Consider the following 15191-nt stretch of genomic DNA (forward strand, 5'->3'; position numbering starts at 1 on the left):
AGGAGCGGGCGTCCCGTATGTGTGATCGTCAGGCGAAGGGTCTCCCCCGTACGGAACCGTACGGGGGAGATCTCTGTGAGTCAGGGCGTCGCCCGGGCCGAGGGCTCGGTGGCCGGCTCGCGCAGCGGCCAGACCCCGTCGATCACGGCGTCCGCGTTGCCCTTCTTCCGCAGGAACTTCTGGAAGTCGGCCGCCCACTCGGCGTACCAGCCGATCTGACGCTCATGCAGCAGAGCCGGGGTCAGCCCGGCCACCGAGGCATGCCGCTCCGCTATCGCCGTGGCCACCCGGACCGCCGCCAGCGCGTCCGCGCCCGCCTCGTGCGCGGCGTCGAGCACCACGCCGTACTCCGCGCAGACCGCCTCCAGCGTGCGTTTGCCGCGACGGTAACGGTCGACCGAGCGGTCGATCGTATACGGATCGATCACCGGCCCCACCGGCGCCAGCGGCGGCAGTCCGTACCGGCGCAACTCGGCGGAGAGCAGCGTCAGATCGAACGGCGCGTTGTACGCCACGACGGGCACCCCGCGTGTCCAGTACTCCCCGAGGACCCCGGCGATCTCCCCGGCCACCTCGGGCGCCGGACGCCCCTCCGCCGCGGCCCGTTCACTGCTGATGCCATGCACCGCGGACGCCTGGGCGGGGATCCGGATACCCGGGTCGGCCAGCCACGTCCGCTGCCGTACCACCTCGCCGCCCCGCACCTCGACCACCGCGGCCGTGACGATCCGTGCCTCCAGCGGCTCGGTGCCCGTGGTCTCCAGATCGAATCCGACCAGTGCTTCCCCATGCCAAGTCATCGTGGCCCTCCCTCATGGTGCGGTGGTGCTTCCCCCGTTGGACACTCACCCTGCCACGCACCACTGACAGTGCCGTGGCACGCGCTCCGGCTCCTGACGCCCGCCGCCGGCCCTCGGCCGCGGCTCCCGGCTCCCGCGCCGGCTCAGGAGACCGGCCTGGAATCGGCCCAGACCGCCTCGAACTCCTCGCGGTAGGTCTGGAAGAGACCGTGCTCCGAGTCCTGCCCCGTACGCACCACCTCACGCCCGCCGCCCCTCAGCACCAGTACCGGCGCCTCCATGCCCCGGGCCCGGCGCAGATAGGACTGGACGACGGCCAGCCCGTCGGAGCCGTCCCCGTCGACGAGATACGCGGTGAAGCGAGGGGTCTCGTCGAAGACATGGATCTCGAAGGCGCCCGGATCGCGCAGCTTGGAGCGCACCCGGCGCATATGCAGGATGTTCATCTCCACCGACCGGCTCAGCTCGCCCTTCTTGAGCCCCAGCTCGCGCTCCCTGCGCTTGACTGCGCTGCTCGCCGGGTTGAGGAAGACCAGCCGTATCCGGCAGCCCGATTCGGCGAGCCGGATCAGCCGCCGTCCGGAGAAGTTCTGTACGAGCAGGTTCAGACCGATCCCGATGGCGTCGACACGCCGGGCGCCGCCGAACAGATCCTCGGCGGGGATCTGCCGTTGCAGCCTCACCCGGTCGGGGTGTACGGAGACCACGTCCGCGTACCGGTCGCCGACCAGATCCTCCACCGCGTCGACCCGGAGCCGCGCCGCGGAGGGCACCCCGCTGCCACCGCCCAGGATCTCCAGGAGCCTGGCCGAGGCCCGTTCCGCCTGGGCGAGGACCGTCTCGGAGAGCGCGCGGTTGCGGGAGACGACATTGCGCGCGACCTCCAGTTCGTCCAGCGCCAGTTCCACGTCCCGGCGGTCGTCGAAATAGGGCTCGAAGCAGGGCCAGTGCTGGACCATCAGCTCCCGCAGCTGCGGGAGGGTGAGAAAGCTCAGGACGTTGTCGTCGGCCGGGTCGAGCAGATACCCCTTGCGCCGCGACACCTCCCGTACGGCGACGGCGCGCTGCACCCACTCCTGTCCGGCGGGTCCGGCGGCGGCGACCACCCACTCCTCGCCGTGCACGGGCTCGTAGATGGGCCGCAGGACCGCGGCGACCACCGCGCGCAGCCGCTGTTCCACGAGATTCAGCCAGATATAGGCGCGTCCGGCCCGCTGTGCGCGGGTACGTACTTCGCTCCAGGCGTCAGCGTCCCACTCCAGTTCCGCCCCGATCTCCATCGGTCGCGCGAGGGAGACCGCTCCGGGCGGGATGTCGCCGGATTCCCCCGTATGACCTGCGTCACCAGGGGGCAACTCCAGCCCTCCCGAGCTCACCCGCGCACCGCCTTCTCTCCCCTTCAACGATCAAGGAAGGGTACTCCGCATCCCGGAGGCGGTGCAGCAGGATGCACAGGCTCCTTTCTCAACTCCCTTATTCGTGAGGCTTGTTCCTGGCGCCGAGATCAGCCGGAGTGAGGCGATTCATAGCGGTTGGACCTGGTCCGTACCCCGGTCCACCGGGACGCCGTGGGGCGCGCGGGTCTCCGGGGGCCGTCGTGGCGATCCCGGCGACGGCCCGTCACGCGAGATTGACGCCGGGCCCCTTCCCTGGTGCCGCCCCGGCCGAGAACCGGCAAGAAGAGGCAAGAACCCATCGGGTTCCTAGGTGGTTGCCCTTCTTTCGGGGAAGATCTGGCTCAGAGACCGCCCCGCCCAGGCACGCGGCCTCTCAAGAGCCCCGCAGCACCCGGATCAGAAATGGAAGAGTCTTATCTATGCAGGTCTGGCCGGGACAGACGTATCCCCTCGGCGCCACGTACGACGGCGCCGGCACCAACTTCGCGGTCTACTCAGAGGCCGCCAGCCGAATCGAGTTGTGCCTGCTGCACGACGACGGTTCAGAAACGGCGGTGGAGCTGCGCGAGACGGACGCCTTCGTACGGCACGCCTATCTGCCGGGCATCATGCCCGGTCAGCGCTATGGCTTCCGGGTCCATGGCCCCTATGAGCCGGAGCGCGGACACCGCTGCAACTCCGCCAAGCTGCTTCTCGATCCGTACGCGCGTGCGATCAGCGGCAGTATCGACTGGGGTGAGTCGGTGTACGGCTACCACTTCGGCAAGCCGGACTCGCGCAATGACATGGACTCGGCCCCCCACACGATGTCCTCCGTCGTCGTCAACCCGTACTTCGACTGGGGCGACGACCGGCTGCCCCGTACGGACTATCACCGTACGGTGCTCTACGAGGCCCATGTGAAGGGCCTGACCATGCTCCATCCGGAGCTGCCCGAGGAGCTGCGCGGCACCTACGCCGGACTCGCCCATCCGGCGGTGATCGAACATCTGACGGAGCTGGGCGTGACCGCGCTGGAGCTGATGCCGGTGCATCAGTTCGTCAACGACCACCGGCTGGTCGACGCCGGTCTGGGCAATTACTGGGGCTACAACACCATCGGCTTCTTCGCCCCGCACAACGCGTACGCGTCCTGGGGCGACCGGGGCGAACAGGTCCTGGAGTTCAAACAGGCCGTACGGGCGCTGCACCGCGCCGGGATCGAGGTCATCCTCGATGTCGTCTACAACCACACGGCGGAGGGCAACCACCTCGGCCCGACGCTCTCCTTCCGCGGTCTCGACAACGCGCAGTACTACCGGCTCGCCGACAATCCCCGCTACTACACGGACACCACGGGGACCGGGAACTCCCTGCTGATGCGGAGCCCGCACGTACTCCAGCTGATCATGGACTCGCTGCGGTACTGGGTGACCGAGATGCATGTCGACGGCTTCCGCTTCGACCTCGCGGCGACGCTGGCCCGTCAGTTCCACGAGGTGGACCGGCTCTCGTCGTTCTTCGACCTCGTCCAGCAGGACCCGGTGGTCAGCCAGGTGAAGCTGATCGCCGAGCCGTGGGACGTGGGCGAGGGCGGCTACCAGGTGGGGAACTTCCCGCCGCTGTGGACGGAGTGGAACGGCAAGTACCGCGACACCGTACGGGACCTGTGGCGGGGTGAGCCCAGGACGCTGGCGGAGTTCGCGTCCCGGCTGACCGGCTCGTCCGATCTCTACCAGGACGACGGACGCCGGCCACTGGCCTCCATCAACTTCACCACCTGTCACGACGGTTTCACCTTGCACGATCTCGTCTCGTACAACGAGAAGCACAACGAGGCCAACGGCGAGTCCAACCGGGACGGCGAGAGCCACAACCGGTCCTGGAACTGCGGGGCGGAGGGCGACACCGACGACCCGGAGATCCTGGAGCTGCGCAACCGCCAGATGCGGAACTTCATCGCGACGCTGATGCTCTCGCAGGGTGTCCCGATGCTCAGCCACGGCGACGAGTTCGCCCGTACGCAGGGCGGCAACAACAACGCGTACTGCCAGGACAACGAGGTCTCCTGGGTCCGCTGGCCGGAGAAGGGCGTGGAGACCGACACCACCATGCTGGAGTTCACCCAGGCGATGGTGTGGCTGCGGCGCGACCATCCGGTGTTCCGGCGCCGGCGCTTCTTCCACGGGCGCCCGGTGGAGGGCACGCACGACGATCTCTCGGACATCTCGTGGTTCACGCCGGAGGGCGAGGAGATGACCCAGCAGGACTGGCAGGCCGCGCATGCCAAGGCCATGACGGTCTTTCTGAACGGTGGCGCGATCTCCGAGCCGGGGCCGCGCGGTGAGCGGATCTCGGACGACTCGTTCCTGCTGATGTTCAACGCGAGCGCCGAGAAGCTGGAGTTCGTGGTGCCGGTGAACCACGGCGAGCACTGGCGGATCATGGTGGACACGGCACGGCCGGAGGGAGTGACTCCCGGGCAGGGCGAGAAGGTCGACGGCGGTGAGCGGATCACGATGATCGGCCGCAGCCTTACGGTGCTGATGCGACCGGCGTAGGACCCGTTCTCCGGGTGGGTCCCGGCCGGCACCTGGGTCCGTACCGAGGGGCGGCGCTCGCGGGAAACCCGGTTGCCGCGCCGCCCCCGTGATGTTCCAGTGGCCGGATGGATCACGTTGCGGAACTGGCCCGGCGCCCTCGGACGACCACGCATGACCTCGTATGACACAGATCTCGTACGGAACCCGTATGACACAGATGCCGAGAAGCGGGGTACGTACGATCGTATGACTCCCACCGCGACCTATCGGCTCCAGCTCCAGCCGGACTTCCCGTTCGCGGCCGCCGCCAAGGCCGTCCCGTATCTCGCCGCGCTCGGGGTCTCGCATCTGCATCTGTCGCCCGTCCTGGAGGCCGTACCGGGCTCGACACACGGCTATGACGTGGTCGACCACTCCACCGTACGGGCCGAGCTGGGCGGCGAGGAGGGGCTGCGGCGGCTGGCCGGCCGGGCGCGGGAGCACGGCCTCGGGATCGTCCTCGACATCGTGCCCAATCACATGGCCGCCGCCCCCCGGCACAACAAGGCGCTCTGGGAGGTACTGCGCGAGGGCCGGGACTCGCCGTACGCCCGCTGGTTCGACATCGACTGGCCGGCGGGGGACGGCAAGCTGCTGCTGCCGGTGCTGGCCGGGCCGATCGGGGAGGAGCTGGACGGCGGCGGGCTGAGCGTCGAGGGCGGGGTGCTGCACCACGGCGACCAGCGCTTCCCGCTCGCGCCCGGCACCGAACACCTGGGGCTGCCCGAGCTGCTCGATGTCCAGCACTACCGGCTCGCCTGGTGGCGGCTGGCCCGTACCGAGCTCAACTACCGCCGCTTCTTCACCATCTCCGAGCTGATCGGCCTCCGGGTGGAGGACCCGGAGGTGTTCGCCGCCACCCACGCCAAGATCATCGAGCTGGTACGGGACGGAGTCGTCCAGGGGCTGCGTATCGACCACCCGGACGGTCTCGCCGACCCGGAGGAGTATCTGCGCCGGCTGCACGAGGCGACGGCCGGGCAGTGCTGGACGGTCGTGGAGAAGATCCTCGCCGACGACGAGGTGCTGCCCGCGGGGTGGCCGGTCGCCGGCACCACCGGCTATGACGCGCTGCGCCATGTCGACGGGGTGTTCACGGACCCGGTGGGCGCCGAGGCGCTTGAGGTGCGCTACCGCGATGTCGCCGCGCCCGTCGGGGACCGGGGCGGCTACTGGGAAGGGACGGTGCGCCGGGCCGCGTACAAGGTCGTCTTCCATGAACTGGCCGCCGAGATCTCCACCTTGGTCCGTACGGCGCAGCGCGTCTGCGCCGCCGACCCCGCGCTGCGCGACCACGCGCCGTGGGCGCTGCGCACCGCGATCCGGGAGCTGCTGGTACGGATCCCCGTCTACCGCCCCTACACGACGGCGGGCGGTCCCTGCCCCGAGGCGGCCGAGGCGGCGCTCTCGGTGGAGGCGGCCCGGCAGGCGAAGACGGTGTTCCCGGTGGAGCGGGAGGCGACGGCCGTGGACGTGGTGCGGGAGCTGGCCCTCGGCAGGCTCGGTACGGGCCCTGACCATACGGCCTTCTGCGCGCGCTTCGCCCAGACCGCGTCCGCGCTGCGCGCCAAGTCGGTGGAGGACACGGCGTTCTACCGCTATGTGCCGCTGATCTCCGCGAACGAGGTGGGCGGCGATCCGGGCAGTCCCGCGGTGAGCCCGGAGCGGTTCCACGCGTACTGCGCGCGGCTCGCGCGCGACTGGCCGGCCACCGGCACCGTACTGACCACGCACGACACCAAGCGCAGCGCGGACGTCCGGGCCGGGATCGCCGTGCTCTCCGAGTGCCCCGAGCGCTGGGACGAGTTGCTGGAGCGGGTGGCGGGGGACGTGCCCGCGCCGGCGCCCGATCCGCAGGTGGCCTGGCAGGCGTGGCAGACGGCGGTGGGCTTCACCCCGGCCGCCGAGGGCGTGCTCCCGGAGGGCTCGCGGATGGTGCCCGCGCTGCTGAAATCCGTACGGGAGGCCGGGCTGCACACCAGCTGGACGGAGGCGGAGCCGCTGTACGAACAGGCGGTGGCCGCGTTCGTGGAGGCCGGTCCCGCCGGTCCCGCGCGGCGTACGGTCGCGGCGCTGAGCCGCGCGCTGGCGCCGTACGCGCGGGCGAGTGCGCTGGGCGCGGCGCTGGTACAGCTGACCATGCCGGGGGTGCCCGATCTCTACCAGGGGACGGAGCGCGCGTACTTCGCGCTGGTGGACCCGGACAACAGGCGGCCGTTCAGGACCGGGCCGCCGGACGACAAGACGGTGATCACGACGGCGGCGCTCCAGCTGCGCGGTGAACGGCCCGAGCTCTTCGGCGAGTCGGGGACGTATGCCCCGCTGCCCGCGGCAGGACCCGCCTCCTCGCACTGTCTGGCCTTCGTCAGATCGGGGCGCGTGATCACGGTAACCACCCGGCTGCCGTACGGACTTGAGCGCTCCGGGGGATGGCGCTCCACGGAACTGGCGCTGCCGCCGGGCCGCTGGCGCGATGTGCTGACGGGGCGTGAGGTGTCGGGCGCGCCCAGGCTCGCGGAGCTGCTCGACCAGTTTCCGGTGGCGCTGCTGACGGCCGACTGACGGGATGTCGCCCGACGGGGGCGGCTGACGGACCGGAGAATCCGGCCACGAAGCCTTTACGTCCACGAAGCGTTTACGTCCACGAAGCGTTTACAGAGTGGGCCGCCCGCGCTACGTTCCGAAATGGGAGCGCTCCCAATCGTCCGCTCATTCACTTGTCATGATCACGTCGAAGGGACTCGCGTGATGAAGCACCCCCCACGACGGCCCCGGTGGCTGTCGCATCCCCGGAGAGCCGTCCTCCTCGCCCTGCTCGCCGTACTCCCCGCCCTGCTGCTGGTCGTCGGCAACAGCGGGACCTCGTCGGCCCACGGCACCCCGATGCAGCCGGCCAGCCGTACGTTCATGTGCTGGAAGGACGGCCTGAGCAGCACCGGTGAGATCAAACCCATCAACCCCGCCTGCCGGGCCGCCGTCGCCGCGGGTGGCACGACCCCGCTCTACAACTGGTTCTCCGTGCTGCGCTCCGACGGCGCCGGCCGGACCCAGGGCTTCATCCCCGACGGGCAGTTGTGCAGCGGCGGCAACACCACGTTCACCGGTTTCGACCTGGCCAGGAACGACTGGCCGCTGACCCATCTGACCTCGGGCGCGTCGCTCGACTTCTCGTACAACGCCTGGGCGGCGCATCCCGGTTGGTTCCGGGTCTACATCACCAAGGACGGGTTCGACCCCACCAAGACCTTCACCTGGTCCGATCTGGAGTCGACGCCCTTCCTGACCGTCGACCACCCGCAGGTCACCGGGCCCGTCGGGACGGTGGAGGGCGCCTACAAGTGGACCGGCAACCTCCCCGGCGGAAAGTCCGGCCGGCACATCATCTACATGGTGTGGGAGCGCTCGGACAGCAAAGAGACCTTCTACAGCTGCTCCGATGTGGTCTTCGACGGCGGCAAGGGCGAGGTGACCGGCGTCGGTGACCCCGGGAACCCGACCGACCCGCCCACCGATCCCACGGCCACCTGCACCGCCACCCGCGCGACCACCGGCACCTGGTCGGGCGGCTATCAGACGGAGGTCACGGTGAAGAACACCGGCGGCCACCCGATCCTCGGCTGGATGGTGGAGTTCACACTGCCGAGCGGCCAGCGGGTGGACAGTCTCTGGAACGGCAACGCCACCTATGGCGGCCAGGAGGTGATGGTCCACAACGCCGACTGGAACGGCTCGTTGGCCGCCGGGGCCTCCACCACCTTCAGTTACGTGGCCACCGGAGGCCCGCCGGACACCGCCTCCGCATCGCCCTGTTCCGTGCACTGACCCGCGCGGTTCCGCGCACCGAACCACGAAGCGCCCGGCCCGCCGTTCCCCACCCCCACCCGGAACGGCGGGCCGGGTCCGTCTTCTCGCCGCTCGATGCGGGATCCCGCTCAGCGCGAGATCCCGCTCAGTGCGAGGCGAGCCGGAAGCCGATCGTCCCGAAGCTCACCAGATCGCCGTCCCGTACCTCGACCGTCGTGATCACCCGCAGTCCATTGACGGTCGTGCCATTGGTCGAGCCGAGATCGCGCAGGATCCATCGCCCGCCCCGCGTGCTCAGTTCGGCGTGCAGCCGCGAGACCGTGTCATGGCTGAGCCGAAGCCCGTTGACCGGATCGCGGCCGATCCGCAGGGGATACGGGCCGGGCTGAGGCAGCAACAGCTTCGGCAGCCGCTCCGCCTGCCAGGCCCTGCGCAGCCGCTCCGAGAACGCGGACATCCGGCTCACCGTGCCGAACACCCGGCGGGACCAGGGCCCTTCGGACTCCAGATCCGCGGTGAGCGGCTTCAGCTCATCAGCCCTGCGGGCGGCCAGCGCCAGATCCATCCGGCGCAGGAAGGTGTCGTGCGACAGCTTGCCCTGCGCGGCGCCTTCCCGGAGTACCGCGAGGACACGGTCGCGCTCGGCGTCGGAGAGCCGCGCGGGATACGTGTGGAACTCGAAGGAGGACGTCACAGACGTGATTGTCCTTCCGACGGACCTGAGGTGTCCAGACAGAACGGGTTCCCGGCCCTCCGTACGCACCGCCGGACACACCCGCCCCTTCACCACCGTCACCGCGCCTCGCGCCGCCTCGCTTGTCACCATGGAATTTGTCACCGTGTGGCGGAGAGCAGTGGACAGTGCCGACGACGAGGGGGAACCACCCGTGCGGTTCGAGGTATGGGCGCCGCAGGCGCGGAACGGGGTCGTACTCCGGCTGGCGGACGACCGGGACGGCGGGCACAGCGGAAGCGCCGGCGGGCATCGCGCGGACGACGCGCCCGCCGGGCTGTCCATGGAGCGCGATCCGGAGCGGGCGGGCTGGTGGACCGCCGAGGCGCCCGCCGCCGACGGTACGCGGTACGGCTTCTCGCTCGACGGCGGGCCCGTACTGCCCGATCCGCGCTCGCGCCGCCAGCCGGACGGCCCCGACGGTCCGAGCGCCGTCGTCGACCAGGCGGCGTACGCGTGGCACACGCCGTGGCGGGGCCGCGATCTGCCCGGCGCGGTCCTGTACGAGCTGCACATCGGCACGTTCACCCGCGAGGGCACCTTCGACGCGGCGGCCGAACGGCTCGCTCCCCTGGCCGAACTGGGCATCACCCATGTCGAGCTGCTGCCGGTGTGTCCCTTTCCCGGAACCCACGGGTGGGGGTACGACGGCGTCTCGCCCTGGGCGGTCCATGAGCCGTACGGCGGTCCCGAGGGGCTGAAGCGCTTTGTCGACACGGCACACCGTCTGGGCCTGGGCGTGGTGCTCGATGTGGTGCACAACCATCTCGGCCCCGCCGGCAACCATCTGCCGCGCTTCGGCCCGTACTTCACCGACACCCACCACACACCGTGGGGCGCCGCCGTCAATCTGGACGCCCCGGGCTCGGACGAGGTGCGCGCGTATCTGCTGGGCAGCGCGCTGGCCTGGCTGCGGGACTTCCGGCTCGACGGGCTGCGGCTCGACGCCGTGCACGCGCTCGCCGACCGGCGCGCGCTGACTTTCCTCGAAGAGCTGTCGACGGCCGTCGACGCGCTCTCCGCCGAGCTGGGACGGCCGCTCTTCCTGATCGCCGAGTCCGACCTGGGCGACCCGCGCACCACCACCCCGCGCGCGGCCGGCGGCCTCGGGCTGCACGCCCAGTGGAACGACGACTTCCATCACGCGCTGCACACGGCGCTCACCGGTGAATCCCAGGGCTACTACGCCGACTTCGCGCGTGAACCGCTCGCCGCGCTGGCCAAGACGCTCACCCGCGTCTTCTTCCACGACGGTACGTATTCGAGCTTCCGGGGCCGGACGCACGGCCGGCCCGTCGACCGTACGAGAACGCCCGCGCACCGCTTCCTCGGCTACGCCCAGACCCATGACCAGATCGGCAATCGCGCGCTCGGCGACCGGCTCTCCGCCACCCTCTCCCCCGGGCTGCTCGCCTGCGCCGCCGCGCTCGTCCTGACGGGGCCGCACACCCCGATGCTCTTCATGGGCGAGGAGTGGGGCGCGACCACCCCCTGGCAGTTCTTCACCGACCACCCCGACCCGGTGCTCGCCGAGGCCGTACGCACCGGCAGGCGCCGGGAGTTCGCGGCGCACGGCTGGGCGGCGGCGGACATCCCCGACCCGCAGGACCCGGCGACGCGGGAACGCTCCTGTCTGGACCGCTCCGAGGCCGGGAAGGAACCGCACGCGCGCCTGCTGGCCTGGTACCGCGAGCTGATCGCCCTCCGGCACAGCCAGCCGGATCTCTCCGATCAGGATCTGGCCGCGGTCCGGGTGGCGTACGACGAGGAGGCGCGCTGGCTGGCGTACCGGAGGGGCGATCTGCGGGTCGCGGTGAATCTCTCCGGCGAGCCCGCGGCGATCCCGCTCGGCGACGCGGGCCGGGTACTTGCGTCCTGGGGGCCCGCCGAGCCGCCGGGCGCGGACGGTGTGCTGCGGCTGCCGCCGGAGTCGTGCATGGTGCTGACGGACGGCTGATTCCGGCTCGGCCGCCCCGGGCGGTCCCTCGGCGGGGCCGCGCCGTCCCGCGCGGGACGGCGCGGCCCGTGGCCGTCAAGGCCGGGTGACGTCGAGCACGGCCTTCCCCCGGACCCGGCGGCCGAGCAGCGCCTCCGCCGCCTCCGCCGCGCGCTCCCAGGGGCCGCGCCAGCCGATCTGCGGGTCCAGCAGTCCCTGGTCCAGAAGGCCCACCAGATAGGCGAGATCGCCCCCGATCGGCGCGTCCACGGTGAAGACCTCGATCCGCCGATGTCCGCCGCGATGCCGCTCCGCCTCGAAGTCGATGACGGTCGACTGGAGGGATGCCTTGCCGATGGCCTGGACGGAGCCGCCGACCTCAACCTTCGAGAAGGCCTCGGCCAGTTGGGCGCCGCCCACGTTGTCCAGCACCCCGAAGACGGGCTCCGTGACATTCTCCGGACCGATGACGACCTCGTCCGCGCCCAGCTCGCGCAGCCCTTCACCACGGGCCCGGCTGCCCACCGAGGCCACGACCCGCGCGCCCGCGCGCGCGGCCAACTGCACCGCGTAGCGTCCGACACCGCCCGACGCGCCGGTGATCAGCACCCGGCGGCCCACCACCGGGCCGAGGCGCCGCAGCGCCTGGAGCGCGGTGACACCCGCGACGGGCAGGGCGCTCGCGGCGCCGAGGTCCACCGCGTCAGGCACGACCGCCAGCTCCGCGGTGTCCACCGCGCGGAGCGCGGCCCAGGCCCCCGTCCAGCCGAAGGTCACCACACGCGCCCCCGCCGACGGCCCGGAACCATCGGCCGCGGCCCGTACGACGACACCCGCCGCGTCCCAGCCGGAGACCTGACCCGGGCTCAGACTCCCTTCCCGGTAGGCGATTTCCCCGAAGTTGAACGACACCGCGTGGACCTCGACCAGGGCCTGGGATTCCGTCGGCACCGGATCGGGAGCCTCCCCGAGGCGGAAACCCTGAGGTGCCTCGGGGTCGTACAGGAGCGCTCGCATGTCCGTTCCTTCCGCTCAACGCCTCGCCGATACGCGGGGCCTCTCCCGGACAACCCGTCGCGCTCCCGGAATATGCTCGCCACGGGGCAACTGTGACCTAGGTCCTGTCCGACCGGACAGGACCTATTCGACGATCGCCATCTCACGCGGGGTGTTGTTGAGGCGACGGCCGCCGTCCTGCGTGACCGTGACGATGTCCTCGATCCGCACCCCGAAGCGCCCCGGCAGATAGACACCGGGCTCGACCGAGAAGCACATGCCGGGGACCATCGGACGCTCCTCGCCCTCGATCATGTACGGCGGCTCATGGGTGGTGACCCCGATGCCATGGCCGGTGCGGTGGATGAAGTACTCGCCGTACCCCGCACCGGAGATGACCGCGCGGGCCGCCCGGTCGACGTCCTGGCAGGCGGCTCCTGGCCGGACGGCCTCGAACCCGGCCTGCTGCGCCTCCCGTACGAGATCGTGGACACGCCGCTCCTCGGCGTCGGGCTCACCGACATGGACGGTACGGGTGGTGTCGGAGCCGTAGCCGTACTTGAGCCCGCCGAAGTCGAGGACGACCATGTCGCCGTGGACGATGACGCGGTCATCGGCCTCATGGTGCGGATCGGCTCCGTTCGGGCCCGAGCCGACCACGGTGAAGTCGACCTGGGAATGGCCGTGTTCGAGAAGGAGCGCGGCGAGGTCGGCGGCCACGTCCGTCTCCCGGCGCCCGGCGAAGCGGACCTTCAGGATCTCGCCGTACGCGGCGTCGGCCGCCGCGCCCGCCGCCGCGAGCCGGGACAGCTCCCGCGCGTCCTTGACGGCGCGCAGCATCGGCAGCGCTTCGGTGAGCGCCACGTACGAGGTACCGGGCAGCGCCTGTTGCAGCGCGAGCAGATGCATCGCCCAGGCGTTGTCGCTGACGCCGAACCGTCCGGCGGGGTCGAGCAGCGGGGCCGTCACACCGTACGGATCCTTGCCGTCCGTCCAGTCGCGCAGGGTGAGCGCCGGGGCGCCGGGGGCCCGCGCCGCGTCCGGCGCCTCCAGCGTGGGCACCACGAGCACCGGGTCCTGGCCCGCCGCGACGACGAGCATCGTGAGCCGCTCGGTGTCGGCGGTCGGCCGGTATCCGGTGAGATAGGTCAGATCCGGGCCCGGCGCGATCAGCACGCCCGTCAATCCGGCCTCGGCGGCGGACTCGGCCGCGCGGGCCATCCTGGCGCGGTAGTCGTCAGCGGTGAAGGGCGGGGGCGGGGCGGTGGTGGGCATAGGTGCTCCTTCTCGGTCTCTCGCGGACCGGGGTGTCATTCCCGGATGTCACGGGATGTCATGCTCAGAGGTCATCCGGTGACTCCTTGCGGGCCAGCCGTTCGAGCAGCTCGTGGAAGTCGTCCCCGACGACGATCCGCAGCCCCTCGCCGTCCCTGGCACTCAGCTGCGTGAGCGTACCGGCGCGCCACCAGTAGACATACGGGCTCACCGCCCCGGGGGCGTCCTCGTACCCGGAGGCGGCGAACGCGGTCATGGCGTTGAGCGTCGGGATGATGGAGGTGTCGTGGATGACATGGAAGGCGAGCTGGTGCCGGTAGGGCATCGCGACCAGCGCGCCGTCCGGCGGGATCGGCCGGCCCGTCACCTTCGGTACGACGGTGTCCAGGGCCAGGACCCGGCTGGCCGTGTAGAACGAGTCACCGAGGAGCACCTCGAAGCGCATCCCGTCGGAGTCCTTGACGGTCTCGTGCCCCTCGATGGGCAGCTCCTGGAGATTGCTCAGGGCGCGGTCGCGGAGGTGCCGGAGCCGGCCCAGCGGCTCCAGGGCCTCGTCGGTGAGCATCATGACGCTCTCGGGGAGGTCGAGGGCGAGCACCTCGTAGAGCCCGGGGGCGACCGAGCGCGCGTAGCCGAACGTCTGCGGGTCGAGGCCCTCCTCGCTGATCACCCGGGGGTAGAGCTGGGCCCTGATCTGCTCGGGAGGCAGGGTGTCAAGCGCGGACGGGGAGTCCATGGTCCGCAGCACCATGCCCGCGTGGCGCCGGGCCAGATCTCCCCAGACGCGGGGGCCGCGCTCGTCGTGGTGGCAGACGGCGGCGAGATTGGCCAGCCCGAACTGACGGCCGGAGCTGTCGGTCACCTGGTCCGCGTAGAGGGTCACCTCAAGGCCGTGCTCGGCGAAGGCCTCCCGGACCTGGCTGCGGAAGAGGGCGGCCTCATCGATCGAGAAGAAGGGGAACGCGAGGTCACGGGGCGCATCGCGGCTGTCGCGCCTCGGCCCTCGTCGGAACAGCCCCACACCATCGCCTCCCGCCCGATCGTCCGGTGATCGCCCGTCCCGGTGATCGCCCAACCTCTCATGCTAGTCGCAGGGGGTGACAACGCGGCGGGCCGCATCCTCTCGTCCCCTCGCTCACCCACTCTTGCTGGCCACCGGTCATACGTATAACGTACGTCACATGCCTTACATCGCCCTGGTCACGCTCGTCGTGGACGACTACGACAAGGCGCTCGCCTTCTATACGCGGACTCTCGGCTTCGAGCTGATCGAGGACACCGAGCGGGGCGACGGTTCGCGCTGGGTCGTGGTCCGCCCGCGCCCCTCGGCCGGGGGCGGCGGCCAGGACGGCTCGGAAGGCTCGGACCGCTCGTCGGCGTCCGTATGCCTGCTGCTGGCACGCGCCAAGGACGACGCCGAGCGCGCGAGCATCGGCGTGCAGACCGGCGGGCGGGTCGGCTTCTTCCTCCACACCGACGACTTCGCCCGCGATCACGCGCGGATGCGGGCCGCCGGTGTCCGCTTCCTGGAGGAGCCGCGGCACGAGCCGTACGGCTCGGTCGCCGTCTTCGAGGACCTCTACGGCAACCGCTGGGACCTGCTCCAGCCCGCCTGAGGGTCCGGCCACCCCACGCCGCCGGCCACCCCACGCCGCCGGGCCACCCCACGCCGCCGGGCCCATACGGCTG

At 71.0% G+C, this 15191-nt stretch carries 11 protein-coding genes; 5 read left to right on the forward strand and 6 right to left on the reverse strand.

What is annotated here, in order from left to right; genetic code table 11:
* Positions 1 to 80: 80 nt before the first annotated feature.
* Positions 81 to 800, reverse strand: coding sequence for a 3'-5' exonuclease (locus AB0M67_RS02275; protein WP_365741663.1), 720 nt, complete (start codon positions 798 to 800; stop codon positions 81 to 83).
* 143 nt (positions 801 to 943) lie between these two features.
* Positions 944 to 2176 carry an SAV2148 family HEPN domain-containing protein gene (locus tag AB0M67_RS02280; protein WP_365741665.1) on the reverse strand — a complete coding sequence of 411 codons (1233 nt, stop codon included), beginning with the start codon at positions 2174 to 2176 and terminating at the stop codon, positions 944 to 946.
* A 440-nt stretch (positions 2177 to 2616) separates the two neighbouring features.
* Here AB0M67_RS02280 and glgX point away from each other — a divergent pair, with 440 nt between their 5' ends.
* From glgX to AB0M67_RS02295, 3 genes are all read left to right on the forward strand, one after another.
* On the forward strand, positions 2617 to 4737 hold the full coding sequence (glgX, locus tag AB0M67_RS02285) for a glycogen debranching protein GlgX (RefSeq protein WP_365741667.1): 2121 nt from the start codon (positions 2617 to 2619) through the stop codon (positions 4735 to 4737).
* Between the two features lie 228 nt (positions 4738 to 4965).
* Complete coding sequence (gene treY, locus AB0M67_RS02290; RefSeq protein WP_365741669.1) at positions 4966 to 7320, forward strand: malto-oligosyltrehalose synthase; 2355 nt, start codon at positions 4966 to 4968, stop codon at positions 7318 to 7320.
* Positions 7321 to 7506: 186 nt separating this feature from the next.
* A complete protein-coding gene (locus AB0M67_RS02295; RefSeq protein WP_365741671.1) occupies positions 7507 to 8580 on the forward strand; it encodes a lytic polysaccharide monooxygenase in 1074 nt (357 codons plus the stop codon).
* Between the two features lie 127 nt (positions 8581 to 8707).
* Here AB0M67_RS02295 and AB0M67_RS02300 read toward each other — a convergent pair whose 3' ends face one another.
* Positions 8708 to 9256, reverse strand: a complete 549-nt coding sequence (locus tag AB0M67_RS02300; RefSeq protein WP_365741673.1) for a DUF1707 and FHA domain-containing protein — start codon at positions 9254 to 9256, stop codon at positions 8708 to 8710.
* A 193-nt stretch (positions 9257 to 9449) separates the two neighbouring features.
* Between AB0M67_RS02300 and treZ the strand changes: the two genes are divergently transcribed.
* Positions 9450 to 11252, forward strand: a complete 1803-nt coding sequence (gene treZ, locus AB0M67_RS02305) for a malto-oligosyltrehalose trehalohydrolase (protein ID WP_365741851.1) — start codon at positions 9450 to 9452, stop codon at positions 11250 to 11252.
* A gap of 75 nt (positions 11253 to 11327) precedes the next feature.
* Here the strand turns inward: treZ and AB0M67_RS02310 are convergent, their stop codons facing one another.
* The 3 genes from AB0M67_RS02310 to AB0M67_RS02320 all read right to left on the reverse strand — a co-directional run bounded on the left by AB0M67_RS02310 (position 11328) and on the right by AB0M67_RS02320 (position 14523).
* Positions 11328 to 12248, reverse strand: coding sequence for a zinc-binding dehydrogenase (locus AB0M67_RS02310; protein WP_365741675.1), 921 nt, complete (start codon positions 12246 to 12248; stop codon positions 11328 to 11330).
* Between the two features lie 123 nt (positions 12249 to 12371).
* Positions 12372 to 13502: an aminopeptidase P family protein gene (locus tag AB0M67_RS02315; RefSeq protein ID WP_365741677.1), complete on the reverse strand. Its 1131-nt coding sequence runs from the start codon at positions 13500 to 13502 to the stop codon at positions 12372 to 12374.
* A 64-nt stretch (positions 13503 to 13566) separates the two neighbouring features.
* Positions 13567 to 14523 carry a hypothetical protein gene (locus tag AB0M67_RS02320; RefSeq protein WP_365741679.1) on the reverse strand — a complete coding sequence of 319 codons (957 nt, stop codon included), beginning with the start codon at positions 14521 to 14523 and terminating at the stop codon, positions 13567 to 13569.
* Between the two features lie 160 nt (positions 14524 to 14683).
* On the opposite strand from AB0M67_RS02320, the gene AB0M67_RS02325 reads away from it, so the two are divergent.
* Complete coding sequence (locus tag AB0M67_RS02325; RefSeq protein ID WP_365741681.1) at positions 14684 to 15118, forward strand: VOC family protein; 435 nt, start codon at positions 14684 to 14686, stop codon at positions 15116 to 15118.
* Positions 15119 to 15191: the final 73 nt, after the last annotated feature.

Source organism: Streptomyces sp. NPDC051662 (assembly GCF_040681655.1).
Lineage (GTDB): Bacteria > Actinomycetota > Actinomycetes > Streptomycetales > Streptomycetaceae > Streptomyces.